At 64.0% G+C, this 25305-nt stretch carries 28 protein-coding genes; 14 read left to right on the top strand and 14 right to left on the bottom strand.

What is annotated here, in order from left to right; translation table 11 throughout:
• On the bottom strand, positions 1 to 307 hold a 307-nt coding region (locus IC66_RS0114170; protein WP_038948060.1), incomplete at its 3' end, for a DUF1476 domain-containing protein.
• Positions 308 to 630: 323 nt separating this feature from the next.
• Here IC66_RS0114170 and purC point away from each other — a divergent pair.
• A complete protein-coding gene (purC, locus tag IC66_RS0114165; protein ID WP_173015815.1) occupies positions 631 to 1398 on the top strand; it encodes a phosphoribosylaminoimidazolesuccinocarboxamide synthase in 768 nt (255 codons plus the stop codon).
• 12 nt (positions 1399 to 1410) lie between these two features.
• On the top strand, positions 1411 to 1650 hold the full coding sequence (purS, locus tag IC66_RS0114160; RefSeq protein WP_028142840.1) for a phosphoribosylformylglycinamidine synthase subunit PurS: 240 nt from the start codon (positions 1411 to 1413) through the stop codon (positions 1648 to 1650).
• A gap of 61 nt (positions 1651 to 1711) precedes the next feature.
• Here the strand turns inward: purS and IC66_RS0114155 are convergent, their stop codons facing one another.
• Positions 1712 to 2728, bottom strand: coding sequence for a magnesium and cobalt transport protein CorA (locus IC66_RS0114155; protein WP_028142841.1), 1017 nt, complete (start codon positions 2726 to 2728; stop codon positions 1712 to 1714).
• A gap of 167 nt (positions 2729 to 2895) precedes the next feature.
• On the opposite strand from IC66_RS0114155, the gene purQ reads away from it, so the two are divergent.
• Both purQ and IC66_RS0114145 read left to right on the top strand, forming a co-directional pair.
• Positions 2896 to 3597, top strand: a complete 702-nt coding sequence (purQ, locus tag IC66_RS0114150; RefSeq protein ID WP_038948059.1) for a phosphoribosylformylglycinamidine synthase subunit PurQ — start codon at positions 2896 to 2898, stop codon at positions 3595 to 3597.
• The gene (locus IC66_RS0114145) at positions 3594 to 4565 is read left to right on the top strand and encodes a tripartite tricarboxylate transporter substrate binding protein BugD (RefSeq protein WP_038948058.1); all 972 of its coding nucleotides are present in this window, start codon (positions 3594 to 3596) and stop codon (positions 4563 to 4565) included. The genes purQ and IC66_RS0114145 overlap by 4 nt, the downstream gene beginning before the upstream one ends.
• Before the next feature lie 50 nt (positions 4566 to 4615).
• On the opposite strand, the gene IC66_RS0114140 is transcribed toward IC66_RS0114145, so the two are convergent.
• Positions 4616 to 5005 (bottom strand): RidA family protein, encoded by a 390-nt coding sequence (locus IC66_RS0114140; protein ID WP_028142844.1) that lies wholly within the window; start codon positions 5003 to 5005, stop codon positions 4616 to 4618.
• 139 nt (positions 5006 to 5144) lie between these two features.
• Here IC66_RS0114140 and IC66_RS0114135 point away from each other — a divergent pair, with 139 nt between their 5' ends.
• On the top strand, positions 5145 to 5750 hold the full coding sequence (locus tag IC66_RS0114135; RefSeq protein WP_038948057.1) for a TetR/AcrR family transcriptional regulator: 606 nt from the start codon (positions 5145 to 5147) through the stop codon (positions 5748 to 5750).
• 175 nt (positions 5751 to 5925) lie between these two features.
• Positions 5926 to 6669, top strand: a complete 744-nt coding sequence (locus IC66_RS0114130) for a tetratricopeptide repeat protein (protein ID WP_038948056.1) — start codon at positions 5926 to 5928, stop codon at positions 6667 to 6669.
• 13 nt (positions 6670 to 6682) lie between these two features.
• Here the strand turns inward: IC66_RS0114130 and IC66_RS0114125 are convergent, their stop codons facing one another.
• From IC66_RS0114125 to IC66_RS0114110, 3 genes are all read right to left on the bottom strand, one after another.
• Positions 6683 to 7252, bottom strand: a complete 570-nt coding sequence (locus IC66_RS0114125; RefSeq protein ID WP_244429112.1) for a CPBP family intramembrane glutamic endopeptidase — start codon at positions 7250 to 7252, stop codon at positions 6683 to 6685.
• Between the two features lie 222 nt (positions 7253 to 7474).
• Positions 7475 to 8440: a DMT family transporter gene (locus tag IC66_RS0114115; protein ID WP_038948055.1), complete on the bottom strand. Its 966-nt coding sequence runs from the start codon at positions 8438 to 8440 to the stop codon at positions 7475 to 7477.
• A 76-nt stretch (positions 8441 to 8516) separates the two neighbouring features.
• The gene (locus tag IC66_RS0114110) at positions 8517 to 8996 is read right to left on the bottom strand and encodes a PaaI family thioesterase (RefSeq protein WP_038948054.1); all 480 of its coding nucleotides are present in this window, start codon (positions 8994 to 8996) and stop codon (positions 8517 to 8519) included.
• Positions 8997 to 9180: 184 nt separating this feature from the next.
• Between IC66_RS0114110 and purL the strand changes: the two genes are divergently transcribed.
• Complete coding sequence (gene purL, locus IC66_RS0114105; RefSeq protein WP_038948053.1) at positions 9181 to 11391, top strand: phosphoribosylformylglycinamidine synthase subunit PurL; 2211 nt, start codon at positions 9181 to 9183, stop codon at positions 11389 to 11391.
• Between the two features lie 122 nt (positions 11392 to 11513).
• Here purL and IC66_RS0114100 read toward each other — a convergent pair whose 3' ends face one another.
• On the bottom strand, positions 11514 to 12701 hold the full coding sequence (locus tag IC66_RS0114100; RefSeq protein WP_028142851.1) for an acyltransferase family protein: 1188 nt from the start codon (positions 12699 to 12701) through the stop codon (positions 11514 to 11516).
• 202 nt (positions 12702 to 12903) lie between these two features.
• Here IC66_RS0114100 and IC66_RS43380 point away from each other — a divergent pair, with 202 nt between their 5' ends.
• A complete protein-coding gene (locus IC66_RS43380) occupies positions 12904 to 13077 on the top strand; it encodes a DUF1328 domain-containing protein (protein WP_028142852.1) in 174 nt (57 codons plus the stop codon).
• A gap of 20 nt (positions 13078 to 13097) precedes the next feature.
• On the opposite strand, the gene IC66_RS0114090 is transcribed toward IC66_RS43380, so the two are convergent.
• Both IC66_RS0114090 and IC66_RS0114085 read right to left on the bottom strand, forming a co-directional pair.
• Positions 13098 to 14165 (bottom strand): alpha/beta fold hydrolase, encoded by a 1068-nt coding sequence (locus IC66_RS0114090; protein WP_240536395.1) that lies wholly within the window; start codon positions 14163 to 14165, stop codon positions 13098 to 13100.
• 100 nt (positions 14166 to 14265) lie between these two features.
• Positions 14266 to 14625, bottom strand: coding sequence for a DUF427 domain-containing protein (locus IC66_RS0114085; protein WP_038948051.1), 360 nt, complete (start codon positions 14623 to 14625; stop codon positions 14266 to 14268).
• 176 nt (positions 14626 to 14801) lie between these two features.
• Here IC66_RS0114085 and IC66_RS0114080 point away from each other — a divergent pair, with 176 nt between their 5' ends.
• Both IC66_RS0114080 and IC66_RS0114075 read left to right on the top strand, forming a co-directional pair.
• Positions 14802 to 15038, top strand: coding sequence for a BolA family protein (locus tag IC66_RS0114080; RefSeq protein WP_018316584.1), 237 nt, complete (start codon positions 14802 to 14804; stop codon positions 15036 to 15038).
• A 25-nt stretch (positions 15039 to 15063) separates the two neighbouring features.
• Positions 15064 to 16257, top strand: coding sequence for a low temperature requirement protein A (locus tag IC66_RS0114075; RefSeq protein ID WP_038948050.1), 1194 nt, complete (start codon positions 15064 to 15066; stop codon positions 16255 to 16257).
• 199 nt (positions 16258 to 16456) lie between these two features.
• On the opposite strand, the gene egtD is transcribed toward IC66_RS0114075, so the two are convergent.
• Both egtD and egtB read right to left on the bottom strand, forming a co-directional pair.
• A complete protein-coding gene (gene egtD, locus IC66_RS0114070) occupies positions 16457 to 17428 on the bottom strand; it encodes an L-histidine N(alpha)-methyltransferase (RefSeq protein ID WP_038948049.1) in 972 nt (323 codons plus the stop codon).
• A gap of 50 nt (positions 17429 to 17478) precedes the next feature.
• Positions 17479 to 18774, bottom strand: coding sequence for an ergothioneine biosynthesis protein EgtB (gene egtB, locus IC66_RS0114065; RefSeq protein ID WP_038948048.1), 1296 nt, complete (start codon positions 18772 to 18774; stop codon positions 17479 to 17481).
• Between the two features lie 239 nt (positions 18775 to 19013).
• On the opposite strand from egtB, the gene grxD reads away from it, so the two are divergent.
• The 4 genes from grxD to IC66_RS0114045 are packed head-to-tail and all read left to right on the top strand — an operon-like array spanning position 19014 to position 22489.
• On the top strand, positions 19014 to 19340 hold the full coding sequence (gene grxD, locus IC66_RS0114060) for a Grx4 family monothiol glutaredoxin (RefSeq protein ID WP_018316580.1): 327 nt from the start codon (positions 19014 to 19016) through the stop codon (positions 19338 to 19340).
• Positions 19341 to 19343: 3 nt separating this feature from the next.
• A complete protein-coding gene (locus tag IC66_RS0114055; protein WP_038948047.1) occupies positions 19344 to 19895 on the top strand; it encodes an O-acetyl-ADP-ribose deacetylase in 552 nt (183 codons plus the stop codon).
• Positions 19896 to 19941: 46 nt separating this feature from the next.
• Positions 19942 to 21228: a serine hydrolase domain-containing protein gene (locus IC66_RS0114050; RefSeq protein WP_038948046.1), complete on the top strand. Its 1287-nt coding sequence runs from the start codon at positions 19942 to 19944 to the stop codon at positions 21226 to 21228.
• A gap of 1 nt (position 21229) precedes the next feature.
• Positions 21230 to 22489, top strand: a complete 1260-nt coding sequence (locus IC66_RS0114045; protein ID WP_038948045.1) for a serine hydrolase domain-containing protein — start codon at positions 21230 to 21232, stop codon at positions 22487 to 22489.
• Here IC66_RS0114045 and IC66_RS0114040 read toward each other — a convergent pair whose 3' ends face one another.
• The 3 genes from IC66_RS0114040 to IC66_RS0114030 all read right to left on the bottom strand — a co-directional run bounded on the left by IC66_RS0114040 (position 22490) and on the right by IC66_RS0114030 (position 25231).
• A complete protein-coding gene (locus tag IC66_RS0114040) occupies positions 22490 to 23557 on the bottom strand; it encodes a threonine aldolase family protein (RefSeq protein WP_038948044.1) in 1068 nt (355 codons plus the stop codon).
• Between the two features lie 88 nt (positions 23558 to 23645).
• Positions 23646 to 24263 (bottom strand): 30S ribosomal protein S4, encoded by a 618-nt coding sequence (gene rpsD, locus IC66_RS0114035; RefSeq protein ID WP_018316575.1) that lies wholly within the window; start codon positions 24261 to 24263, stop codon positions 23646 to 23648.
• A 155-nt stretch (positions 24264 to 24418) separates the two neighbouring features.
• On the bottom strand, positions 24419 to 25231 hold the full coding sequence (locus tag IC66_RS0114030; RefSeq protein ID WP_049806528.1) for an acyltransferase: 813 nt from the start codon (positions 25229 to 25231) through the stop codon (positions 24419 to 24421).
• Between the last annotated feature and the right edge of the window lie 74 nt (positions 25232 to 25305).

Here is a 25305-nt window from a genome sequence, read left to right as displayed (position 1 = left end):
CCTCGGCAGCCGCCACCGCGAGCAGCTCGCTCATCTTGGCGCGAATCGCCTGCTCGGTGACGGCGACGTTCTTGGCGGTGAAATCGGCCGTGATCTTGCGCAGGACGTCGGCATCGCCGGCCTCCTCGAAATCGGCCGCGACCACCTCCTTGGCATAGGCGGTGGCGGCATCGCCTGACATGCCGAGCTTTTCAGCCGCCCACAGCCCGAGTAGCCGGTTGCGGCGGGCCTCCGCCTTGAATTTCTGCTCCTCGTCGAGGGCGTATTTCTTCTCGAAACCTTCCTGGCGCTTGTCGAACTCGCTCATGCCTTGTTCCAAATCCCCTGCTGAATGGAGCGGGAGCCTTCCGTTGCGGCGACCCGACTGCATGCCTACATAGATAGCACGAATCGGCAAAACAACGGGCCGTTAAGCCGCAGGCAAGATGGTATAAGTTGGCGCCGGACGGCCGGATCGATTGTGCTCGGTCAGCCAATCGGATAGGTTGCCTGAAGGCTTGGTTCCCGTTCTGTTTCCAAGGGTTATGGACGGGGTTCCGGGTCGTTCACGGCAGCTCCGCTGTGGGTCGTAAATCCTAGTAACCGGAGCACACCAAATACATGGATTTCAACAAAACACGGTACATCCCCATGAGCCGGCGGCGTCGCATTTATGAAGGCAAGGCAAAGGTTCTGTATGAAGGCCCGGAGCCCGGTACCCTGATCCAGCACTTCAAGGACGACGCGACCGCGTTCAATGCGAAAAAGCATCAGGTAATCGAGGGCAAGGGCGTCCTCAACAACCGGATCTCGGAGTATCTGTTTCAGCACCTCAACGACATCGGGGTGCCGACCCACTTCATTCGCCGTCTCAACATGCGCGAGCAGTTGATTCGCGAGGTCGAGATCGTGCCGCTCGAGGTGGTGGTGCGGAACGTCGCCGCGGGCTCGCTGTCGCAGCGCCTCGGCATCGAGGAGGGCACCCAGCTGCCCCGTTCGATCATCGAATTCTACTACAAGAACGACCAGCTCAACGACCCCATGGTGTCGGAAGAGCACATCACGGCCTTCGGCTGGGCGACGCCCCAGGAGATCGACGACATCATGGCGCTCGCCATCCGCGTCAACGACTTCCTCACCGGCCTCTTCCTCGGAATCGGCATCCGCCTCGTCGACTTCAAGATGGAATGCGGACGTCTGTTCGAGAACGAGATGATGCGCATCATCGTCGCCGACGAGATCTCGCCGGATAGCTGCCGTCTGTGGGACATCAAGTCGAACGAGAAGCTCGACAAGGACCGTTTCCGCAGGGATCTCGGCGGCCTGCTCGAGGCCTATACTGAAGTTGCAAAACGTCTCGGCATCCTCATGGAGAACGAGCGTCCGCAGGGCTCCGGCCCGGTGCTGGTGAAGAGCTGAGGGAATTTCGACGTGAAGGCACGTGTCACCGTTACCTTGAAGACGGGCATCCTCGATCCGCAAGGCAAGGCCATCGAAGGCGCGCTGAAGTCGCTCGGCGTCGACGGCGTCGCCAGCGTCCGCCAGGGCAAGGTGTTCGACATCGAGCTCGCCGGCGCCGACAAGACCAAGGCGGAAGCCGCGCTGAAGGAAGCCGCCGACAAGCTGCTGGCGAATACCGTGATCGAGAACTATCGGGTCGAAATCGTCTAGGCCTGTCCGCCATGGTAGCCCGGATTGCGCTTCGATCCATCCGGGCTACGAAGCGATTTCCTCATAGCCATCCGGCGCGACGAAAACGCCAGTACAACGCGGTGCACGCCGTCAGCATCACGCCGAGCAGCATGTAATAGCCGTAGTCCCATTCCAGCTCCGGCATGTGCTTGAAGTTCATGCCGTAGATGCCGGCAAGCGCGGTCGGGATCGCGATGATCGCGAGCCAGGACGCGAGCTTCTTGGACACCGCCGTCTCCTGCGCCTGGCCCACCAGCAGGCTGGCCTCGAATGCGAAGGCCAGCACCTCGCGCATGGAATCGATGCGCTCCTGGATGTTGCGGACGTGGTCGGTGACGTCGCGGAATAGCGGCTGCATGGCCTGCCGCACCATCGACAGCTCGTCATGCTCCAGCCGGCGGCAGACCTCCACCAGCGGCCCGATCGCGTTGCGCAGCCGCAATAGGTCGCGGCGCAGCATGTAGAGCCGCTCGATCTGGGCTTTGCTGATCGCCTTGGACAGCACGTCGTCCTCGATACCCTCGACTTCGTCGTGAATGCTCTCGAGCACGGGCGAGTAATTGTCGACGATGAAATCGAGGATCGCATAGAGGATGTAATCCTCGCCGCGGGCGAGCGCCCGCGGGCAGCTTTCGCAGCGTTCGCGCACCGGCCTGTAGGACGTCGAGGCGCCGTGGCGCACCGAGACCAGATAACCTTCGCCGACGAAGATGTGGGTTTCGCCGAAGACGATGCGGCCCTCGACCAGCTGCGCCGTCCGCGCCACGATGAAAAGGGCTTCGCCATATTGCTCGATCTTGGGCCGCTGATGGGCGTGGTTGGCATCCTCGATCGCGAGTTCGTGCAGGTCGAATTGCTTCTGCACTGCGCCGAGCAGCGCCATGTCGGGCTCGTGCAGGCCGATCCAGACCACGTGCCCGGGCTTGGCCCGCCAGCTCGAGGCCTCGCTGATGGCGATATTGGCGATACGGCGGCCATCGACATAGGCGCCGGCGGCGACGACGCCCTCGGTGGACACGGGCTCGGAAGGGGATGTGGGCAGCGACGGGACGTTCATGGCTTCAATCCCGGGCAAGATCGTCGGGCAAAAGTGCCTCGGCTATGGCCTGTGTACAAGGCCGTCCGGCAAGGCTAGCACTGGTAAAATCCCCGTCAAATGGCTATGTCTCTTCGCGAATTGGCCCTTTGGCCAGCCCGATTCCCATCACCGTCGGAACTTTTGCCATGAAAGCCGCCATCCTCGTCTTTCCCGGAATCAACCGCGAACGCGACATGGCGCGGGCGCTGAGGATGATCTCGGGCAGCGAGCCGGCGATGGTCTGGCACGCCGAGCCGTCGCTGCCCGCGGGCACGGATCTCGTGGTGGTGCCGGGCGGCTTCTCCTACGGCGACTATTTGCGCTGCGGCGCCATCGCGGCACGCGCGCCGGTGATGGACGCGGTGCGCGACTATGCGGCCAAGGGCGGCATCGTGCTCGGCGTCTGCAACGGTTTTCAGATCCTCTGCGAGTCCGGCCTGCTGCCCGGCGTGTTGATGCGCAACGAGCGGCTGAAATTCATTTGCCATGACGTGCATCTGCGCGTCGAGCGGTCCGACACGCCGTTCACCCGCGGCTACAATGCCGGACAGGTGATCCGCGTGCCGGTCGCCCATGGCGAAGGCAATTACGAGGCGGACGAAGAGACCATCAAGCGGCTCGAAGGCGAGGGGCGGGTGCTCTATCGCTATTGCTCCGCCGAGGGCGTGGTGGACGAAGCTCACAACATCAACGGCGCCGCGCATTCGATCGCCGGCATCGTCAACGACAAGGGCAACGTGCTCGGCATGATGCCGCATCCGGAAAACCACGTCGAAGACATCATGGGCTGCACCGACGGCCGCGGCTTGTTCGCGGGCCTGACCGCGCATCTGGAAAAAGCCGCGTGATTGCGTTCGCGGTGAAGCGGGCTCTCGCTGCGATCGCGGCGCTGGCATTCGCGACGGCCGCGTTCGCGCAGGATTATCCAAAACGTCCGATCACCATGATCGTGCCGTTCGCGGCCGGCGGCACCTCGGACGTGATCGCGCGCGCGGTGGCCGAGCAGATGGGCATCGCGCTCGGCCAGACCATCGTGATCGAGAACGTCGCCGGGGCCGGCGGCTCGACCGCGCTGGCGCGCGCCTCCCGTGCCGAGCCCGACGGCTACACCATCGCAATCGGCAATGCCGGCACCAATGCCGCGACCTACACGATCTATCCCAAGCTGCCGTTCACGCCTGATTCCTTCGTGCCGATCGCCATGGTGGCGAAGACGTTCGGCATCATCGCGCTGCGCAAGGACTTTCCGGCGAAGGACCTCAAGGAGTTCATCGCCTACGCCAAGGCCAATCCCGGCAAGATCAATCTCGGCCATGCCGGCGTCGGCTCCTCGAACTATCTGATCTGCAAGAGCTTCGTCACCGCCGCCAGCATCGACGCGACGCTGGTCGGCTATCGCGGCGCCGCGCCCGCGCTGACCGATGCCGTCGGCAGCCAGATCGACGGCGTCTGCGATGCGGCGGCCTCGGTCTCGCAATCGATCAACGAGAAGCTGGTGAAGGGGCTCGTGGTCGGCTCGACCGTGCGGCTCGCCACGCTGCCGGACCTGCCGACCTCGGCGGAAGCGGGCCTGCCCGAATTCGAGGCACAGGGCTGGAACGGCCTGTTCGCGCCCAGGGGCACGCCGCCGGCCGTGATTGCCAAGCTGAACGCCGCGGCGCGCACGGCGGTGGAGACCGACGCGGTCAAGAAGCGCTTTGCCGACCTGTCGACCGTTGCGCCCGATGCCAATGAGCATACGCCGGAGCTGCTGCAGCAGCTCGTGACACGGGACGTCGAAAAATATCGGAAAATGCTGGCGGACGACGCCAAGTAGTAGGCCGCCCCTGCCGGCTCCCGCATTGGCGGGAGACGGCTTTGCGCGACTCAAGGAATCCGCGCGACGACCTTGATCTCGAAGTCGAACCCGGCAAGCCAATTCACGCCAACAGCCGTCCAATTCGGATAGGGCGCGTCGCCGATCTCGGTGCTGCGGACAGCCATCACCGTATCGATCTGTTGGGCAGGATTGGTGTGAAACGTGGTGACATCCACCACGTCGTCCAGCGTGCATCCGGCAGCTGCGAGCACCGCGCGCAAATTGGCAAACGCACGCCGGACCTGGTCCTCGAACACGGGCTCGGGTGAGCCGTCCTCGCGGCTGCCGACCTGTCCCGAGACGAACAGCAAGTCGCCGGACCGGATCGCGGCCGAATACCGATGAGCTTCATAAAGTGCGTGACGGTGAGCGGGGAAGATAGCCTCGCGCTGGAGCATGTGGCTGTGCCTTTCGAAAGATCAGGGGCAGGGACCGCGAATTGCCTTGCGGCGCCGGTCGTGACATTGTTCATATACGGTTCGTATGTGGGCTTATCGCTCACATACGGGGCGTATGTCAACAGAAAATGGGTCGAGCATGATCGAGGGAAAACGTGCCGCAGCCATGGCGGAAAATCGGGCCAAGCTCATCCGCGCTGCGCGCAAGGCTTTCGCCACGCAGGGTTATGCAGAAGCGTCGATGGATGAGCTGACGGCCTCGGTCGGGCTGACACGGGGCGCGCTCTATCACAATTTCGAGGACAAGAAGGGGCTGCTCTGGGCCGTCGTCGCGCAGATCGATGGCGAAATGGCGGAGCGGCTGCGCGCGATCCGGGAGCAAGCGCCAACCTTGTGGCAGGGCCTGCTTGCAGAGGGCAGTGCCTATATCGAAATGGCGCTCGATCCTGAAATTCAGCGCATCATGCTTCTGGATGGACCTGCCGTACTCGGTGATCCGTCCAACTGGCCCGGCGAGAACGCCTGCCTGGATATCACCATGCGAACGATCCGGTCACTGATCGACGAGAAGGTGGTGAAGCCTTTGGATGTTGAAGCAGCCGGGCGACTGCTGAACGGCGCCGCGCTCAGTGCCGCATTATGGGTCGCCGCAGCCAACGATCCGAAAGTCGTGCTGAACAAGGCCGTGGACGCGTTTCGACAGTTGGCGAGCGGATTGCTGCGCGACTCGAATGGCCGCGCATGATGCAAATTTCGCTCGTGAACCTCCGTCACGCTTGAGGCGACTGACTCCTCGTCGCCATCACGGCGCGTGCGTCCGGGGTCGCTGATTTTCTGCAAGGGGAGCAACTCAAAGTTGTTCCGCCGCTGCAATTGCGATATCACGGAGCGTGCGCTGTCGCTGTGCCCGTGGATGTCACATGCCCGTTGCCCTGATCGTTCTGCTGCTCGATCTCACGCTGATCTATCACGCCTCGCGAACCGGGCGGTTGCGGCCCTGGGCCTTCATCATCCTGCTGGTGCCGATGATGGGCGCGCTCGCCTATATCGCGGTCGAGCTCATTCCCGAATGGTTTTCCAGTCACGGTGCCCGGCAGGCGCGCCAGCGCGTCGCCAACCGGCTCGATCCGGAGAAGCGCTATCGCGAATTGTCGGACCGGCTGGCTGACGCCGACACCATCGCCAACCGCGCGGCGCTGGCGGACGAGTGCGCGAATATCGGCCGGTTCGCTGAGGCCGAGCAGCATTATGACCACATCCTGAAGCTGCCGATGGGGCACGATCCCGCCTATGCGTTTCGCAAGGCGCAGGCCGAGTTTTCCGCCAAGCGTCCGCCCGACGCGCTTACGACGCTCGACGATCTCCAGAAGCAATGGCCCGACTTCGATTCCGCGGATGCGCATCTGCTCTACGCCCGCGCGCTCGTCGAGGTCGGCCGGACCGACGAGGCGCTGGAGGAATATCACGCTCTCGCCGGCTACTACCCCGGCGCCGAAGCGCGGGTGCGCTACGGCCTGCTGCTGCAGGTGGTCGGCCGCACCGCCGAGGCGCGAATGGTCTTCAACGAGTTGCTGATCCAGATGCGCCGCGCACCGAAATATCTGCGCAACGCGCAGGCGGAATGGCTGTCGATCGCCGAGAAGCAATTGTCGGCGTCGCGCTAGTTGCCTTCGCGCTTTAGAACCAGCGCCAAATTCCGGCAAACGCGACCAGGTCAACGAGGTAATGCGCGAGCACGACCGGCCAAAGGGCGCCTGACCGCCGATACATCACCATGAAAAGGATGCCGAATATTGTGGCGAGAAGGATGTTCCCGACCCCGGACCACCAATGATGGGCACCGAACATGAGAGAACTGATGAGAACGGCAAAGGCGCCGTCACCCAGGTAAGGTCGGGCGGTGTTCCGAAGCAATCGCCTGAAGATGATCTCTTCGCTGGCCGCGATCAGTATCAGGCCAACGACAAGATCGAAGACGTTGAGCCAGCCGATTGGGTGCGGATACTTGCCGACGATGGTCGCCGGAAATGTCGCATTCATGAGACGTAGCGGCCACTGACCCAACCGGTCCAGCAGCACTGACCCAGCAATCCAGACCCCGATTTCGAGTAGAGAGATCCGGCGTTTCTCCCTGCGATAGGCGATAGCGCGTGCTGCCGGAATCGCCGCAAGGATGACCAGAGCGGCGACTCGGCCGGCATAGTCCCAGACGAGCCAGCCCGCGGCACTATGCTGATGCAGTCGCATCACTTGGGATGCAACGAGCGGGAAGAGCGCGAGCGCAAATCACCAGAGGCTGGGCGCGCGATCGGCCTTTGAATCGCCAATGGCGTCCGGTGAACGACTTTCCATGCTGGGCCCTGAGGGAGGGATGCGTCACGACAGGCTTGCGCCCGACTACCTCATATTCGTCCAGCGTGTGACAATCGAGCTATGCCCGCGCTGGCGCTCAAAGCCCGCGCAATCGGCCTAGCGCAGCTTGAACTTCTCTGCCGGCACCGTCATCGCCGCCACGCCCGCCATCACCAGCAACAGGCCGAGCGCGAGGTTCGACGGCACGCTCTCGCCGAGCAGCAGCACGGAGAGGCCGACGCCGATCGGGATGCGCAAGTACCCTTGCGCGTTCGTGGTCAGCGTACCGAGCCGGCCGAGGCAGACGTAGAACAGCATCAAGCCTAGCGCGCTGGAGACGATGCCCATGACGATGGTGGCGATGATCGCGGTCGGCGTCGGCTGCAGCGTCCAGGGCTGGTCGATGATCAGCGATGGCGGCAGCAGGATGAGACCGCCGAATAATAGCGAGCCAGCCGCCACCACCATCGGGTCGTATTCGGAGAGGCGAAGGCCGAAGATCGTGGCGCAGGCAAAGGAGATGGTGGCGAGCAGGATCGCGATCTCCGCCACGATCTCGGTCCCGAAGCCGCGCAGTGCATCGAGGCCGACGATGAGAATGGTGCCGGCGAGGCCGAGGATCGCGCCGGCGAGCTTGAGCAGCGTTGCCGGCTCATGCCGGGTGATCAGCGAGGTGATCAGGAAGGCGAAGATCGGCGTGGTCGAGGCCAGCACCACGGTGTTCGACGCCGGCACATAGAGCTGCGACCAGGTGATGATCAGGAACGGAAAGGTCGAGTTGATCAGCTGCTGGGTCGCGAACAGCTTCCACGCCTTCGCGTCGGTCGGGACGCTGATGCCGCGCATCCACAGGATCGCGAACAGGAAGGCAGCCGCGATCAGCGAGCGTGCCGAGATGAAGGTGATGGGCGGGACGGTAGGAAGCGCCAGCTTGGCCAGCGGGTAGGTCGAGCTCCAGCAGCAGGCGAGCGCGAGCAGCAGCGCATAGTCGCGCCAGTTGCGCGCGCCGGTGGCGGCCATGGCCGGCAACGGCGATGAAACGGAGGCCGCTGAGCGCCCCGCCTCCGATGTGCTCTGCGGCACCTTGTTCCTGCTCCCCGGCGCGACAGCGCTTGCCGGGAAGTCTGGGCGAGGGGGCGCGAAAAGGGAAGGCGCCGAGCTATGCGTTTGGCTGAGGTAGCGCCTTCCGCTTCATCCGCTTGATCGTGCCGGAAAAGGTGAGCAGCACCCGCGTCCCGGACATCATCTTGCCGCGCAGGAAGATCAGCGAGCCGCCGGCGCGGGTGACCTCGCCGGTGCATTCGATCAGCTCGCCCTCGCGTGCCGCGTCGAGGAATTCACAGGCAAAATTGGTCGTCACCGCCCGGCTGTCCAGGACATGGGTGGCGATCGCAAACAGGGAGTAGTCGGCAAAGGCCATGTAGCAGCCGCCGTGGACGTTCCCGGAGCCGTTGAGGTGCTTTTTCTCGACCCGGAAGGCGCTGCGGACGTTGCCATCCGCCTCGATCCGGTGCCAGAAGGGGCCGACATGGGACTCAAAACTGTCGCGAATCCAGGTCCGCCAGCCCACAAATTCGCCCTCGGTGGCGACGTGGAGGTCAGGGCGGCGGGGTGGGGGCGCTTTGGTCAATTCGTGCAAGGAAATGGGCCTTCAATTGCGGGTCTTCAGCCCTTAAATCCGATCCGTCCGCGCCGTGCAATTCCTGTTCCCGCCGTCCCCGCCTGCAAAACGTGGGACAGCGGGAAAATGCGCCATAAAGGGCTTTTCGCGAGCCCTGGATGTTCCTAAGAACGGCCAAACCGCCGCCGAAAGCCTGGAATCCATGAAGAACGAACCCAAGATCACCCCCGAACTGGTTGCCGCCCATGGGCTCAAGCCCGACGAATATGAGCGCATCCTGAAGCTGATCGGGCGGGAGCCGACCTTCACCGAGCTCGGCATCTTCTCGGCGATGTGGAACGAGCACTGCTCGTACAAATCCTCGCGCATCCATCTCAAGGGCCTGCCGACCAAGGCGCCCTGGGTGATCCAGGGCCCCGGCGAGAATGCCGGCGTGATCGACATCGGCGACGGCCAGGCGGTGGTCTTCAAGATGGAAAGCCACAACCACCCGAGCTACATCGAGCCCTACCAGGGCGCCACCACGGGAGTCGGCGGCATTTTGCGCGACGTCTTCACCATGGGCGCGCGTCCCATCGCCTGCCTCAATGCGCTCAGCTTCGGCGCGCCCGAACATGCCCGGACACGGCATCTGGTCTCCGGCGTCGTCGCCGGCGTCGGTGGGTACGGCAATTCCTTCGGCGTGCCGACGGTGGGCGGCCAGGTGCGCTTCCACACCCGCTATGACGGCAACATCCTCGTCAACGCGATGGCGGTGGGCCTCGCCGATGCCGACAAGATCTTCTATGCGGCGGCGTCCGGCGTGAACATGCCGATCGTCTATCTCGGCTCCAAGACGGGGCGCGACGGCATCCACGGCGCATCGATGGCCTCGGCCGAGTTCGACGACAAGTCCGAGGAGAAGCGCCCGACCGTGCAGGTCGGCGATCCCTTCGCCGAGAAGCTGCTGTTGGAAGCCTGCCTCGAGATCATGGAGAAGGGCTGCGTCATCGCGATCCAGGACATGGGCGCGGCGGGCCTGACCTGCTCGGCGGTCGAGATGGGCGCCAAGGGCGACCTCGGCGTCGATCTCGATCTCGATGCGGTGCCGACCCGCGAGACCGGGATGAGCGCCTACGAGATGATGCTCTCGGAAAGCCAGGAGCGCATGCTCATGGTGCTCAAGCCCGAGAAGGAAAAGGAAGCCGAGGCGATCTTCAAGAAGTGGGGCCTGGACTTCGCCGTGGTCGGCTACACCACGCCGAGCAAGCGTTTCGTGGTCAAGCATGGCGGCGACGTCATGGCCGACCTGCCGATCAAGGAGCTCGGCGACGAGGCGCCGCTCTACGACCGTCCGCATGTCCCTTCCGCCGCGTTGCCGGTCGTGCATGCGCGCGATGTGCCGGCGCCGATGGGCGTAGGTAGCGCGCTGGAGAAGCTGATCGGCACGCCGGACATGTGCAGCAAGCGCTGGGTCTGGGAGCAGTACGACCACGTCATTCTCGGCAATACCATGCAGCGTCCCGGCGGCGATGCCGCCGTGGTGCGCATCGAGGACGGGCCGAAGGGGCTGGCGCTGACCGTTGACGTCACGCCGCGCTATTGCGAGGCGGACCCGTTCGAAGGCGGCAAGCAGGCGGTGGCGGAAGCCTGGCGCAACATCACCGCGGTCGGCGGCAAGCCGCTCGCGATCACCGACAACCTCAACTTCGGCAACCCTGAAAGGCCCGAGATCATGGGCCAGTTCGTCGGCTGCCTGAAGGGAATCTCGGAAGCCTGCCGCACGCTCGACTTCCCGGTCGTCTCCGGCAACGTCTCGCTCTACAACGAGACCAACGGCCGCGCGATCCTCCCCACACCGTCCATCGGCGGCGTCGGCCTGCTCGACGATTTCACCAAATCCGCCTCGCTCGCCTTCAAGGCCGAGGGCGAAGCGATCCTCCTGGTCGGCGAGACCCATGGCTGGCTCGGCCAGTCCGTTTACCTGCGCGACATCTGCGGCCGCGAGGAGGGCGCGCCGCCGCCGGTCGATCTCGCCGCCGAGAAGCGCAATGGCGATTGCGTGCGCGGCATGATCCATGGCGGCACCGCGACCGCCGTGCACGACCTCTCCGACGGCGGCCTCCTGATCGCACTGGCCGAGATGGCGATGGCGGGCGGCATCGGGGCCAAGCTGCTGGCGGCGCCGACTTCACTGGTCTCGCAGGCCTATTGGTTCGGCGAGGACCAGGCGCGCTATCTCGTCACCGTGCCGGAAACCGAAGCCGGCCGCGTGCTGGCCAAGATGCGCGGCTGCGAAGTGCCCTGCGTGCGAATCGGCACCACCGGCGGCGATGCGATCGCGATCGCGGGCGAAGCGCCCGTGGCGATCGACAGCTTGCGCAAATCGTTCGAGCGCTGGCTGCCGGAATATATGGGCGGGAAGGCGGCCTGAGCTGCTGCCACGCACTCCGTCATTGCGATGAGCGAAGCGACGAAGCAATCCAGACTACCTCCGCCGGGGGACTTTGGATCGCTTCGCTGCGCTCGCAGTGACGCGTGGAGGGACCTCGTGCCTCACAACACGTGGGACGCCCCCGGAATCTTCCGCAATGCCGCCGTCAGGCCCCAGCTCAGGATCACCGTGAGCACGAGGCCGATCGTGGCCTTCACGATCGCAGGCCACGCATAGTCGAACAGCGCGTACTGGATCCACAGCGCGATCGGGTAGTGCACCAGGAAGATGCCATAGGCATCCGCCTGCATGCGGTCGAGCAGGGTCGGCCCCGGCGCCTTCGAATGCAGGAAGAAGGCGAGGATCGCGAGCAGGATCGAGGCCGAGAACAGCACGAAGAACGTGCCGTAGAACACGTGGTACCAGTGCGGCAGGTGATCGGGATTCCCGAGGATCTCGCGCTTGATGTAGATCATGCACCACATCAGGCAGTAGGGGATCAGCGTGACGATCACCCATAGCCAGCGCTGCTTCGGCAACTGACCGTCGGCGCTGAGGATGCCGCGATCGAAATTCGCCGAACCGACGCTGGCGCCGATGAAGAAGTAGCTGAAGTAGAGCAGGATCCGGCTCGCCTGCACCGAGAACGGTCCGAACTCGAACCATTTGTTGGTACCGAAATAGAGCAGCGCAGGCAGATAGACGATGACGCTTACGGCGACGAGCATCAGCCAGAACACGGCCGGCTGCTGAAATCCGAGCAACGAGACGCGGTTGCCGGGATCGACCAGATGCGCCGAGACCCGGTAGAGCAGGCTCGCGGTCAGGTCGAAGGCGAGCAGCACCCATACGAACCAGATCGGGCCGCTCGGCCATGGGCCCGACGTCACCGTCTTCCACCAGAACGCTGCGAAGGTCAGCTCGGGCTCGGCCCGTAGCGCGATGGCGTAATAGGCGAGCGGGATGATGGTGAAGGCCGCGATCGCGAACGGCAGCCCGAGCCGCAGCAGGCGGTCACGCAAAAAGACCGACGGCGCCTTGCGCGCGATGCCCGGCCAGGTGAACAGGCCCGACAGGAAGAAGAACATCGCCATGAAGAAGCTGTCGGTGGCGAGCACGATCATGTCGAAACCGGCAAAGGAGGCCGGATCGGTGTGACCGAAATGCGTGTAGGGGATCACTGCATGATGCAGCAGCACCACGAGGGTCAGGAAGGTGCGGGCACGATCGAGCGACAAATTGCGCGCTTTGGTTTTCGGCGCGGCGTGTGCCTCCGCGCCGATCGTCGCTGAATCCGCCATCGTCATCATGGTCCCCCGCGCGCCTGCCCCGGGCCGGACTGTGCCGCCGCGAGCCCGATTCAGCAAGGCTCGTTTGCGCCGTAGTTGAGGCCCCACTTGAGCCCCAACCTGGGTCCTGACACCCGTAGGAACCAGTTCCGAACAGCGAAGTTAGCGTCCGCCGAAGGGAAGGGCTGACGGCCGCGAGGAGCGGCACAATTCGGAGCTGGCAATGACGATCCTGAAATGGGCGTTGATCTTCCTACTTGTCTCGATCGTGGCCGGCGTGCTCGGCTTCAGCGGCATTTCGGCCGTCTCCGCCGATATCGCCCGCTTCCTGTTTTATGTCTTCGTCGTGATCTTCCTGGTGTTGCTGATACTTGGGCTCACGATCTTCAGGGCGTAGCCGGGCGGCTGCACCAGTCCTCAGTGGGCTGCGAACGGCATGACGCGGGCCATCAGCTCGGCCAAGAATTCATCAGGACGATCGAACGGAATGAAATGGTCGCCGCCGCGAATCCGAGCAAACTCCTTGTGCGGGGCGGTGACCTCCTTGAAATATTGCTCGGCGGGTTCGCTCGGCGTGACGCCATCCGCATCGCCCTCGATGAAGAACATCGGGATCGAAAATTCGAACCCGAGCGAGGCCATATCGCTCTGAAACATCGGCCCGTTCCGTCCCGTCAGGTACTTTGCTGAGAAGGCGGCGCCCCTCCGCCAATTGTACAGATCAAGCAGCGAGACATCCGGCATGAAGAGCGGCGGGATGGGACCGGCGAGCTGGAAGCCGTCGGCGAGCGGCAGACCCAGCACATTGCTCCATTTGTCCGCAATCAGGCGATTTTCCGGGGTGAGGACCGGTTGTGAAGCGATCGGCGCCAATTCGGCCAGGGCCTCCCTGTTGGTGGCCGCTGCCGCAAGCCGTTGCAAACGCGCGATCGTGAGTTCGAAGGCCTTCTCGAAGGTCGCCTTGCCGACCACCTGGCCTGTGCCGACATAGGCCGAGAACAGATCCGGACGTTGCTTCGCCATTCGAATTCCCAGGAATGAGCCCCAGGAATGCCCGACCAGGACGATCTTGTCCTTGTGCAAATGCGTGCGCAGGTACTCGGCCAGTTCGATGCCGTCTTGCGTCATCCGCTCCAGTGTCATCGTGGGGGCGAGCGCGTCTCCAGCTGCGCCAAAGGTGCGGCCGGTGCCGCGCTGGTCCCATTGGACAACGGTGAAATGCTCTTCCCAGGGGCGCCAGCCCGACGAGATCGGCAGGGTGGAGCCGCCGGGGCCGCCGTGGACGAACAGGAGAACCGGGTTATCCCGATCCTCACCGCGGATTTGAATCCATTGCTTGATGCCGCCGATCTCGATGAACTCTCCCTCCTGCACGCCGGCAGGAGAGCGGATCGCGAGAGTTTGGGCAGCAAGGTGCTGTCGATAGGCACGAAAACCCAGCCCGGCAGCAGCGAGCACAACAAGGATGCCGGACAATCCCAGCAACGAGACCCCAATCAGTCTTGTGGCCCGGCGCGGCATCGCGTGCCTTGTGTCGACTGGAAGGAGGCGATCCAGGATCGCCCCGGCGTCACAGCGCGTGCGCCTACCCCACTTCCTCGATCTTCACCTTGTCCGGATAGAAGGCGAGATGGCCGGAAATCTCGCTCATCGCGGGAAAGGGCGTCTCGTAGGTCCAGATCGCATTATCGAGCACCTTGCCGTTGGCCTTTACGCTGTAATAGCTCGCATCCCCCTTGTAGGGGCAGTGGGTGACGCGGTCGGTACGCGCCAGCAAGGCCATGTTGGTGTCCTCCCGCGGCACATATTGCACCGCCGGATATTTGGCCTCCTTTAGCGTCAGCGCCTTGCCGGTCTCGGCGATCACGATGTCGCCGGCGGTCACACGGACGCGGCGGGGATTTTGGGTGATGGTGATGGGATGGTCGGGCCCTGGAAGCTTCATGATTTCACGCCTTTTCGATCAATCTGCCGCGCGCGGCACTTTGTCGTGCCTTTATCCTGATGGGATCATGGATATAGTGCCGGAAAGCGTGACGCAGAAGACCGTTCACGCTAAGTTTGGCGCTGCCGGCGAGGGGACCCCGGCAGCGATTCGAGACCAGAAGGAGCGAGACCCGAATGCCCATGGACGCCCACGATATCGAGGCGATGATCAAGGCGGCGATCCCCGATGCCGAGGTGACCATCCGTGACCTCGCCGGCGACGGCGATCACTATGCCGCGACCGTGATCTCGGAATCCTTCCGCGGCAAATCCCGCGTCCAGCAGCACCAGATCGTCTATCAGTCCCTGCGCGGCCAGATGGGCGGCGTGCTGCACGCGCTGGCGCTGCAAACCGGCGTGCCGGGCGCCTGACCTGATCGCGCGACGGGAGACGACGATGGCTGCGGACAATTCTCGCGGCGCGATGTTTCGCGTCATCGTGCCGAACCAGCACAGCCGCGTCACCAATGTCGAGCTGTTCTTCGACCTCGTCTTCGTCTTCGCCGTCACGCAGGTGTCGCATACGCTGCTGCACCATTTCACGCCGCTCGGCGCGGTGCACGTCACGGTGCTGTTTCTCGCGGTGTGGTGGGTGTGGGTCTACACCGCCTGGGTCACCAATTGGCTCAATCCGGAGCTGACCCCGGTCCGCGTCATGCTCTTCCTGATGATGCTGGGCGGGCTGGTGCTGTCGACGACGATTCCGACCGCTTTCGAGGGGCGGGGCCTGTGGTTTGCGATCGCCTACGCGGCGATGCAGCTCGGGCGCACCGCCTTCTGGCTGTTCGCAACGCCGCGGCATCGGACCGCGGTCCGCCACAACGCGATCCGCATTCTGAGCTGGCTCTCGATCTCCGCGGTGCTGTGGATCGCGGGCGGCCTGTCCGAAGGCGAGACGCGGCTATGGCTGTGGATTGCGGCGGTCACGTGGGAATACGTCTCGCCGGCGGCGCGCTTCTGGGTTCCCAAACTCGGCTTCTCGTCGGTCGAAGCCTGGGCCGTCGAGGGCGGCCACATGGCCGAGCGTTGCTCTCTCTTCGTCATCATCGCGCTCGGCGAAGCCGTCGTCGTCAACGGGGCGACCTTTGCCGAACTGGAGTGGACCGCGGACAATATCATGGCCTTCGTCTCCGCATTGGTCGGCGCCATCGCAATGTGGTGGGTCTATTTCCACAAGGGCGCCGAGGCCGGCTCGGAGCGGATCTCGAAGTCCGCCGAATCCGGCCGCCTGGCGCGGCTCGCCTATACCTATCTGCACACGCCGATCATCGCCGGCATCATCCTGACCGCGGTCTCGGACGAGCTGGTGCTGAAGCACCCGACCGGCCATTCCGATATGAGGACGGTTCTGAGCACGATCGGCGGGCCGCTGGTGTTTCTGATCGGCACCATCCTGTTCAAGCACGCGATCCGCGGCTTCCTCCAGCTCTCGCACGGCATCGGCATCATGCTGCTGCTGGTGCTGTGGTGGTTCGCAGCCGACCTCCCGCCGCTCTGGCTGTCGATCGCGTCGACGGTGATCATGATCGTCGTCGCGGTGTGGGAATCGGTGTCGCTGGGGGCGGACAGAGAAGACGCCAAGGAACATTGAACTGCGAGCGGCCTGAGCAACCGCCTCGTCCTTCGAGACGACCGCTGCGCGGTCTCCTCAGGATGAGGCTATTTGGCGTCGGCGCTCGTTGAAACTGCCTGCCACGCACTCCGTCCTCATCCTGAGGAGCCCGCCTAAGCGAGGCGTCTCGAAGGATGCGCTGCGGGGAAATCGCTCTCGCGGATAACCGCCGGAGCGTTTACTCCGCCACCTCCAGCGCATGCACCGAGAACATCTTCGCCGCATCCGTCCAGCTCTCGCGCACCCGCCAGCCGGCGCCCTGTGCCAGCTCAGCAAAACGCTCGATGCTGTATTTGTAGCTGTTCTCGGTGTGGATGCTCTCGCCGGGGCGAAACGAGAAGCTGGTGCCGAGCAGGCGCACGGTCTGGCTCTTCCTGCTGATCAGGTGCATCTCGATGCGGTGCCGCTCGCGATTGTAGATCGCGCGGTGGGTGAAGGCGGAGAGGTCGAAATTGCCGCCAAGCTCGCGGTTGATCCGCACCAGAACATTGAGGTTGAAGCGCGCGGTGATGCCGGCGGCATCGTTATAGGCATCGTGCAGCACCCGCTCATCCTTTTCGAGGTCGGCGCCGATGATCATCTGCGCGCTCCGACCCAGGATCTGGCGTGCGCTCTTCAGGAAAGCCTGGGCTTCATGCGGCTCGAAATTGCCGATGGTCGAGCCGGGGAAGAAGCCGACCTTGGGCATCGACGCGACCGCCCTCGGCAACTCGAACGGCGTGGTGAAGTCGGCAGCCACCGGATAGATGCCGAGCGAGGGGAAATCGCGCTTCAGGCCGTTCGCCTGCGCCTTGAGGAAGTCACCGGAGATGTCGACGGGGACATAGGCCGCAAACCTGCAATGGTTGAGCAGCAGGCGGACCTTCGTCGTCGCGCCGGCGCCGAACTCGACCAGCGCGGCATGCTCGGGAATGATCTTTGCGATCTCGCTGCCACGGTCCTTCAGGATCGAGAGCTCGGTCCGCGTCGGATAGTATTCCGGCAGGCGCGTGATTGCCTCGAACAGCTCCGATCCGGTCGCGTCGTAGAAATATTTCGGCGACAGTGTTTTGGGCTGCTGCGAGAGGTCCTTGATCGCCTCGCGGGCGAAGGCGGTGGTCTGCTCGTCGGGAAGATGGGCTTCGGCCAAAGCGCTGGCGTGCACATTCATGATACTCTCCTGAACGCGCTGTCCGGCGCGCATTTGTCGTCGGATGAGAACTAGTCGTAATCGGCGAGCCGCAGTCCCGTGAACTGCCAGCGGTGGTGCGGATAAAAGAAGTTGCGATAGGTGATACGGCTGTGGCCTTCCGGAGTTGCAAGCGAAGAGCCCCGCAGCACCAGCTGGTTGACCATGAACTTGCCGTTGTACTCGCCGAGCGCGCCTTCGACGGCGCGGTAGCCGGGATAGGGTGCGTACGAGCTGCGGGTCCACTGCCAGACGATGCCGAAGGCATCGTTGAGCTGGCCGGCGCGGGCCGCGACCTCCCACTCCATCTCGGTCGGCAGATGCTTGCCGGCCCAGCGCGCGAAGGCGTCGGCCTCGTAGTAGCTGATATGACAGACCGACGCCGTGGGATCGACCGGCTTCACACCGGCCAGCGTCATCACGTGCCACTGGCCATCGATCTCGCGCCAGTGACCCGGGGCCTGCCAGTCTTCCTGGCTGGCCGCGGCAAAGCCGTCCATCAGCCACAGCGTTGCGGTCCGGTATCCGCCGTCCCGCATGAAGGCCAGCCACTCGGCATTGGTGACGAGATTGCGCGCGACCCGGACCGGGCCGACCAGGGCGCGATGCGCCGGCTTCTCATTGTCGAAATGAAAGCTGTCGTCGACATGGCCGACGGTGTGGATGCCCTCGTTCAGCGTCAGCCAGTCATCGCCGGCGCGCGTCGCGGCCGGAAAGCGCCAGTCCGGGTCGTAGGCCGGATAGACCGGGTTCTGCGCGAAGGCGTGCAGGATGTCGGTGAATATTAATTCCTGGTGTTGCTGCTCGTGGTTGAGCCCGACCTCGACCAGCGCTGCGATCGCGCGAAGCTTGTCTTCCCCGGCCTCGCGGAAGAATTTGACGACGGCCGCATCGACATAGTTGCGATAGACGCCGACCTCGTTTGCGCTGGGACGGGTGATATCACCGCGATGATTGCGCGCGTGACGCGGGCCGGCGCTGACGTAATAGGAATTGAACAGGAATGCGAAATCGGGGTGGAACGGCCGGTAGCCGGCCGCGTGCTCGCCGAGCAAAAATTGCTCCCAGAACCAGGTGGTATGGGCCCGGTGCCATTTCGTCGGGCTCGCATCGGGCATGGACTGGATCTGCTGGTCCTCCGGCGACAGCGGCGCAGCCCGGCGTTCGGTCTCGTTGCGGACGGCGAGAAAAGCATCTTCCAGCCGCTGGGCGAGGTTACCGGCGGAGGACAGTGACGAAAGCGAGGTGGCGGCCGTAGCGGAGGCTTGTTTCGTCACGTTTTTCTCCAGACAGGACAAGAGAACGTTGTTGGCGTTGCCCGGTTCCAAAACCTGGGTTCGTCCTAGATAGGGGCTCCGTTACGGTATGAAAGTCCTCCCCGGCGATGATATTGATGTCATCAGCCTATGGATCCGGTTGGGGGGCAAACCGGCCAGCGGGGCGTGTCGCCGCCATTTTACTTTGGATGCACAACGGTTTGGGCTACATATATAGGCAGGTATCGGGTTAGATCGGCGGAGCCAGCCCGAATTGATTGGTGAGGGCTCCGCCCCAGAAGGACACGGAAATGAGCATCGAGGAATTCATCGCCAACGAAGTGAAGTCGAACGACGTGGTTCTGTTCATGAAGGGCACGCCGCAATTTCCGCAGTGCGGTTTCTCCGGCCAGGTCGTCCAGATCCTCGACCATATCGGCGTCGGCTATAAGGGCCTCAACGTTCTCGAATCCGCCGAACTGCGCAACGGCATCAAGACCTTCTCCAACTGGCCGACCATCCCGCAGCTCTATGTGAAGGGCGAGTTCGTCGGCGGCTGCGACATCGTCCGCGAGATGTTCCAGGCCGGTGAATTGCAGCAGCTTTTCACCGAAAAGGGCGTCGTCGTCGCGGCCTGATAGGTGACCCAGCTGACGCGCCGGATCGGCGGCGCCGAGCTCGAGGTCATTGTCGCAGACATCACCACACTGAGCGTTGACGCCATCGTCAACGCGGCCAACACGTCGCTCCTTGGTGGGGGCGGCGTGGATGGTGCGATCCATCGGGCCGCAGGGCCCGATCTGGTCGCCGAATGCCGCATGCTCCACGGCTGCAAGACGGGTGATGCCAAGATCACCAAAGGCTACCGGCTCAAGGCTGCCCATGTGATCCACACCGTCGGACCGGTCTGGAATGGCGGCACGCTCGGAGAGGACGATCTGCTCGCGTCCTGTTATCGCCGCTCGATGGAGCTGTGCGGGAAGCACAAGCTGACCTCGGTGGCATTCCCCGCGATTTCGACCGGCATTTTCCGCTTCCCCGCCGGCCGGGCGGCCGATATCGCCGTTCGTACCACAATCGAAGGGCTCGCCGTGGCGCCGTCCGTGGCCCGCGTGGTGTTCTGCTGCTTCGCCGAGCCGAGCGCCAAGCTCCATGCCGAGGCACTTGCGCGACACGCCGGCCCTTGTGCCTGATGACGCGGTCGGTACACTCCGCCGGACCATGTTCCGGGGAGGGGATATGATTTCACAGTCTGGACTGCGTGCGCTGGTCTGCGGCGCGCTGGTGTCGCTCGGTGCGATGTCGCTGGCGCGAGCGGAGGGCACCTACGAGATTCCGGCCGGTGCGCATTTCAATCAGGACAAGCTCGGCAAGATCAGCGAATTCTTCAAGAACGAGGTTGCGACCGGCAAGATCGCCGGCGCGACCGTGCTGATCCGGCAGCATGGCAAGCCGGTCTATCACGAAGCCTTCGGCGTGCAGGACGTGGTCAGCAAGGCGCCGATCACGGACAAGACCATCTTCCGCCTGTTCTCGATGTCCAAGGCAATCACTTCGGTGGTCGCGATGCAATTGGTCGAGGACGGCAAGATCAAGTTGGATGATCCCGTCTCGAAGTACATTCCGTCCTTCGCCAACGTGAAGGTCGGCGTCGAGAAGAAGGCGGAGGACGGCACCAAGTCGCTCGAGCTGGTGCCGCCGAACCGGTCGATGACGGTGCACGATTTGATGACGCACACCTCCGGCATCACCTACGGCTTCTATGGCGACAGCCTGGTCCGCAAGGCCTATCGCGATGCCAACATCTACGCGGGCGATTTCGACCTCGCCGAGTTCGCCGAGCGTATTGCCAAGCTGCCACTGCACAACCAGCCGGGCGCGCTCTGGCAATACGGCCATTCCACCGACGTGCTGGCACGCGTGATGGAGATCGCGGCCGGCAAGCCGCTGATCGACATCATGCGGGAGAAGCTGCTCGATCCGCTCGGCATGGTCGACACCGGCTTCTTCGTCACCGCTCCCGAGAAGCAGAAGCTTCTGGCGCAGCCGGTGCCGAACGACAGCGACTTCCGCGTTGGCCGGATCAACGATCCGACCGTGGTCAAGAAGATGCAGTTCGCCAGCGGTGGCATGGTGACGACCATGGCCGATTATGAGCGCTTCGCGCAGATGCTGCTCAACGGCGGCAGCCTCGACGGCAAGACCATTCTCAAGCCCGAGACGTTCAAGCTGATGACGACCGATCAGCTCGGCCCCAAATCAGGCGTCGACCGCGACTATTTCTATTTCCCCGGCGACGGTTTCGGCTTCGGCCTCGGGCTCGCGGTGCGCACCGATCCCGGCAACGCCAAGCCGCCGCCGCCCGGCAATCTCGGCGAGTTGAAATGGGACGGCGCCTCCGGCTGCTATTTCGTGATCGATCCCAAGCAGGACATGTTTTTCGTGCTGCTGGAGCAGACCCCGACCGAGCGCCAGCGCGTGCAGCGGACATTGAAGCAGCTGGTCTATGAAGCCATGGAGAAGTGACATGTTCGGGCGCCGCGCGCTGATCGCGGCGCTCGCCTTTCTGTTCGGTGTCGTGAGTGCGCAGGCGAGCTCCGAGCGCGCCGCGCGCAACCTCTCGCCCGAGGGCCTGGCAAAGGTTTCCGACTACATCCGGAACGAGATCGCCACCGGCAAGATTCCCGGCGCCATTCTGCTGCTCCAGCAGCATGGGAAGCCGGTCTATTACGAGAATTTCGGCGTTCGCGATGTCGCGACCGAGAGTTCGATGAGCGCGGACACGATCTTCCGTCTCTATTCGATGTCGAAGCCGATCACATCAGTCATGGCGATGATGCTGGTCGAGGAGGGCAAGCTCGCGCTCGACGATCCGGTCTCGAAATACATTCCTGCTTTCGCCGGCATGAAGGTCGGCGTGGAGAAGAAGGCCGAGGATAGCAAGGTCGCTCTGGCGCTGGAGCCGCTGGAGCGTCCCGTCACGATCAAGGACCTCTTGCGCCACACCTCGGGGCTGCCTTACGGCTATCATGACGGCGGCGCAGTGCGCGAGCTCTATGCCGAAGCCAATCTCTTCAACAGTAATCTCAGCAATGCCGACTTCGCCGCGAAAATCGCCACGCTGCCGCTGGTCGAGCAGCCGGGCACGGTGTGGGACTACGGCTTCTCCACCGACGTGCTCGGCCGCGTCGTCGAGGTGATCTCAGGAAAGACGCTGCTCCAGTTCGAGAGGGAACGGCTGCTCGATCCGCTCGGCATGACCGAGACGGCGTTCTTCGTCGCCGATCCCGCTAAATTTCCGCGCATTGCCGAGCCGATGCCGGAGGATCGCAACATCAATCCGACGACGCAGGTTCGCGATATCAGGCGGCCGGTGAAGTGGGAATCGGGCGGCGGGGGGATGGTCGGCACAGTCGGCGACTACGCCCGCTTCGCGCAGATGCTGCTGAATGGCGGCAGCTATGAAGGCCGGCGCTATCTCAAGCCCGAGACCATCGTGCTGATGGCGTCGGATCACATCGGGCCGGAAACGAAGATCGCGCGCGATCAGAACTATTATCCGGGCGGCAGCTCCGGCTTCGGCCTCGGCTTTGCGGTGCGCACCTCGGTGCCGCCGGGGACGTCATGGCCGCTTGGCGAATATCGCTGGGACGGCGTCGGCGGCACCTTCTTCTTCATCGATCCCGAAGACGATCTGTTCGGAATCTTCATGGTGCAGACCCCGTCGCAACGCGGCCGGATCCAGCTGGCGTTGAAGACGCTGATCTATCAGGCGATGGGGCGGTGATCACGCCCCGCGCACGATCTCTCTGACGTACCCGATCGTCTCCTCGATCTGAGCCGCATTGACGTCGAGATGGGTGCAGGCGCGGATGCGGCCGTCCATCATCGCAAGCGTCACGCCGCGCTGGCGCAGCGCTGCAACCATCTTGTCGCCGGCAACGCCGGCGCCGTCGGGCTTGAAAAACACGAGATTGGTCTCGGGCTCCTGCACCTCGACGCCGGGGATCTGCGACAGCCCGCGGGCGAGCGCGCGCGCATTGGCGTGGTCGTCGGCGAGGCGGTCGACGTGATGGTCGAGCGCGTAGATGCAGGCGGCGGCGCCGCTGCCGGCCTGCCGCATCGATCCGCCGAGGCGCTGCTTCCACTGCCAGACCGCATCGATGAAGGCGCGCGAGCCCGCGAGCACCCCGCCGATCGGCGCGCCCAGGCCTTTGGAGAAGTCGATCCAGGCCGAGTCCCAGCCGGCGGTCATGTCGCGCGGAGAGATGCCGCTGGCGACGGTGGCGTTGAGCAGGCGCGCGCCGTCCATGTGGGTGACGAGCCCGTGCTGCTTGGCGATCGCGACGATCTCGTCGAGCACGGCCTTCTTCCAGATCGTGCCGCCGCCGATATTGGCGGTCTGCTCGACGCTGACGACGGTCTGCGGCGGCTGGTAGCGCGTGCGGGGATGCAGGGCTTTCCGGAACGTCTCCGGCGTGAACTGGCCGTCGGGGCCCTTCAACTGGGTGACCTGGAAGCCGCCGATCGCGGCATGCGCGCCGCCTTCGCGGGCGATGATGTGCGCGGTCTCGTGCGCCAAAATCTCGTCGCCGGGACGGCAATGCACCAGGGTCGCGGTCACGTTGCACATCGTGCCCGAGGGCATATAGACCGCGGCTTCCTTGCCCATCAGCGCGGCGACGCGCTCGCACAGCGCATTCACGGTCGGATCGTCACCGACCTGCTCGTCGCCGACCTCTGCCCGCGCCATGGCGTCGCGCATCGCGGCCGTCGGCTTCGTCTGCGTGTCCGAGAGCAGATTGATGCGCACCGGCGGCGCCTTGGGATCGATGGGGGGAGGGGTGTAGAGCATGCGACGCCTCCTGCAGGCATGACGGCCACTGAAGTGTGGCTCTTAAGCAAAAAGGCCCCGGCGAACCGGGGCCTTCGATATTCAGATCTTAGCGCGAATAGAATTCGACGACCAGATGCGGCTCCATCTGCACCGGGAACGGCACGTCGGAGAGGCCGGGGATGCGCACGTACTTCGCGGTCATCTTGCCGTGGTCGACTTCGAGATAGTCGGGAGTGTCGCGCTCGGGGAGCTGGCTGGCTTCGAGCACATGGGCGAGCTGCTTGGAGGCTTCCTTGACCTCGATCACGTCGCCGACCTTGAGCTGATAGCTCGAGATGTTGACCTTGCGGCCGTTCACCTTGATGTGGCCGTGGTTGATGAACTGACGCGCGGCGAAGATCGTCGAGACGAACTTGGCGCGGTACACGACCGCGTCGAGACGACGCTCCAGCAGGCCGATCAGGTTCTCGCCGGTGTCACCCTTGAGGCGGCTCGCCTCGACATAGATGCCGTGGAACTGCCGCTCGGAGATGTTGGCGTAGTAGCCCTTCAGCTTCTGCTTGGCGCGCAGCTGCACGCCGAAGTCCGAGAGCTTGCCCTTGCGGCGCTGGCCATGCTGGCCGGGGCCGTATTCGCGGCGATTCACGGGGCTCTTCGGGCGGCCCCAGATGTTCTGGCCCATACGGCGATCGAGTTTGTACTTCGCCTCACTGCGCTTAGTCATCGCGTCCTCTTCAGGTACATGGTTTGAGGAAACGCGCCCTCCTGTGTGACGGGCTAGCCCGGCACTGACAGGTCCGATCCCCAAAGCTTCAAGGGAGAGGACCACGGGTCGCGAAACGCTTCGCGGGCCGAAATCGGCCCGCGAGCAGGCGGCTTTTAGGGGAGTTTGGGCCGTTCTGTCAATGCGAATGGGCCCGGAATCATGTCCCGACCAACTCTTATCGGCTTCGCGCCGGCCGCCCGCAATTCGGCAGCGATTTCAGTGTTCAGGACTTGTTCCAGCCGGGTCAGGACCCGGGCGATCGGGGCCGCATCGGTAACCCGGTGGTCCCAGCGGATCACGACATGAATGGTCTGGTCGGGCTCAACCAGGCCGTAGCTGACGATGAAGGGGCCCGGTGTGATCGGGTGGAGCTCGCCGCCGCCATAGGCGGCCACCGAGCTCACCGCAAAGCTGCCGAACCAGTTGCCGCGCTGGCGGCCGAAATTGAGGCCGATCGCCCAGGACAGGCGCCGCAGCGGTAGCGGCAGCCGGGTTGCCCGCATGATCTTCCGGAACATCGGGACGTCGTCGATCGGCGCCGTCTTGCCGCGCCGGATCTCGGCATCGACCGCCGCCAGCGCCATGGCCTCGGGGGCCGCGATTCGCTGCGGCATCACGCATTCCTCGCCATCCTCGACCCGGGCGATCGCCACCGACGCCACGCTGTTCGGCAATTCGTAGAACGTCGGCCACGGCCATTTGGCGTAGACAGTGCGCAGGATCGGCTCGTCCCTGGCGACCAGGGCGAACGCCTTGACGAAGGTCGCAGCCCAGCCCGCTGGCGCGGCAGCTGCGGCGCGTGCCTCGAGCAAGGGGCGGATATTGAGTGAACGGGAAAGCGAAACGAACGGCACGTCCATCGACGCGCGCATGAGGTCGCAAATCAAGCGGCGCGGCAGCGAAATGGGCTTTGGCGTCCCCCGCATCGGTCTTCGGTTCCCATAGATGAAAAAATGTGCAGCGAGCGGGCTCCCGCTCGCCGTTCCTTTAGCACGAACCA

The organism is Bradyrhizobium genomosp. III (assembly GCF_000261705.1).
Lineage (GTDB): Bacteria > Pseudomonadota > Alphaproteobacteria > Rhizobiales > Xanthobacteraceae > Bradyrhizobium > Bradyrhizobium ottawaense.
This window is presented reverse-complemented; position numbering and strand designations above follow the sequence as displayed.

Coding starts and splice junctions, on each gene's coding strand:
- IC66_RS0114125 (WP_244429112.1), bottom strand. CDS start 7,252: ATGCGACTGCATCAGCATAGTGCCGCGGGCTGGCTCGTCTGGGACTAT.
- IC66_RS0114030 (WP_049806528.1), bottom strand. CDS start 25,231: ATGCGGGGGACGCCAAAGCCCATTTCGCTGCCGCGCCGCTTGATTTGC.
- purL (WP_038948053.1), top strand. CDS start 9,181: ATGAAGAACGAACCCAAGATCACCCCCGAACTGGTTGCCGCCCATGGG.
- IC66_RS0114085 (WP_038948051.1), bottom strand. CDS start 14,625: ATGAAGCTTCCAGGGCCCGACCATCCCATCACCATCACCCAAAATCCC.
- rpsD (WP_018316575.1), bottom strand. CDS start 24,263: ATGACTAAGCGCAGTGAGGCGAAGTACAAACTCGATCGCCGTATGGGC.
- IC66_RS0114075 (WP_038948050.1), top strand. CDS start 15,064: ATGGCTGCGGACAATTCTCGCGGCGCGATGTTTCGCGTCATCGTGCCG.
- purQ (WP_038948059.1), top strand. CDS start 2,896: ATGAAAGCCGCCATCCTCGTCTTTCCCGGAATCAACCGCGAACGCGAC.
- IC66_RS0114135 (WP_038948057.1), top strand. CDS start 5,145: ATGATCGAGGGAAAACGTGCCGCAGCCATGGCGGAAAATCGGGCCAAG.
- IC66_RS43380 (WP_028142852.1), top strand. CDS start 12,904: ATGACGATCCTGAAATGGGCGTTGATCTTCCTACTTGTCTCGATCGTG.
- IC66_RS0114155 (WP_028142841.1), bottom strand. CDS start 2,728: ATGAACGTCCCGTCGCTGCCCACATCCCCTTCCGAGCCCGTGTCCACC.
- IC66_RS0114040 (WP_038948044.1), bottom strand. CDS start 23,557: ATGCTCTACACCCCTCCCCCCATCGATCCCAAGGCGCCGCCGGTGCGC.
- purC (WP_173015815.1), top strand. CDS start 631: ATGAGCCGGCGGCGTCGCATTTATGAAGGCAAGGCAAAGGTTCTGTAT.
- IC66_RS0114100 (WP_028142851.1), bottom strand. CDS start 12,701: ATGATGACGATGGCGGATTCAGCGACGATCGGCGCGGAGGCACACGCC.
- grxD (WP_018316580.1), top strand. CDS start 19,014: ATGAGCATCGAGGAATTCATCGCCAACGAAGTGAAGTCGAACGACGTG.
- egtD (WP_038948049.1), bottom strand. CDS start 17,428: ATGAATGTGCACGCCAGCGCTTTGGCCGAAGCCCATCTTCCCGACGAG.
- IC66_RS0114050 (WP_038948046.1), top strand. CDS start 19,942: ATGATTTCACAGTCTGGACTGCGTGCGCTGGTCTGCGGCGCGCTGGTG.
- IC66_RS0114080 (WP_018316584.1), top strand. CDS start 14,802: ATGCCCATGGACGCCCACGATATCGAGGCGATGATCAAGGCGGCGATC.
- IC66_RS0114045 (WP_038948045.1), top strand. CDS start 21,230: ATGTTCGGGCGCCGCGCGCTGATCGCGGCGCTCGCCTTTCTGTTCGGT.
- IC66_RS0114130 (WP_038948056.1), top strand. CDS start 5,926: ATGCCCGTTGCCCTGATCGTTCTGCTGCTCGATCTCACGCTGATCTAT.
- IC66_RS0114140 (WP_028142844.1), bottom strand. CDS start 5,005: ATGCTCCAGCGCGAGGCTATCTTCCCCGCTCACCGTCACGCACTTTAT.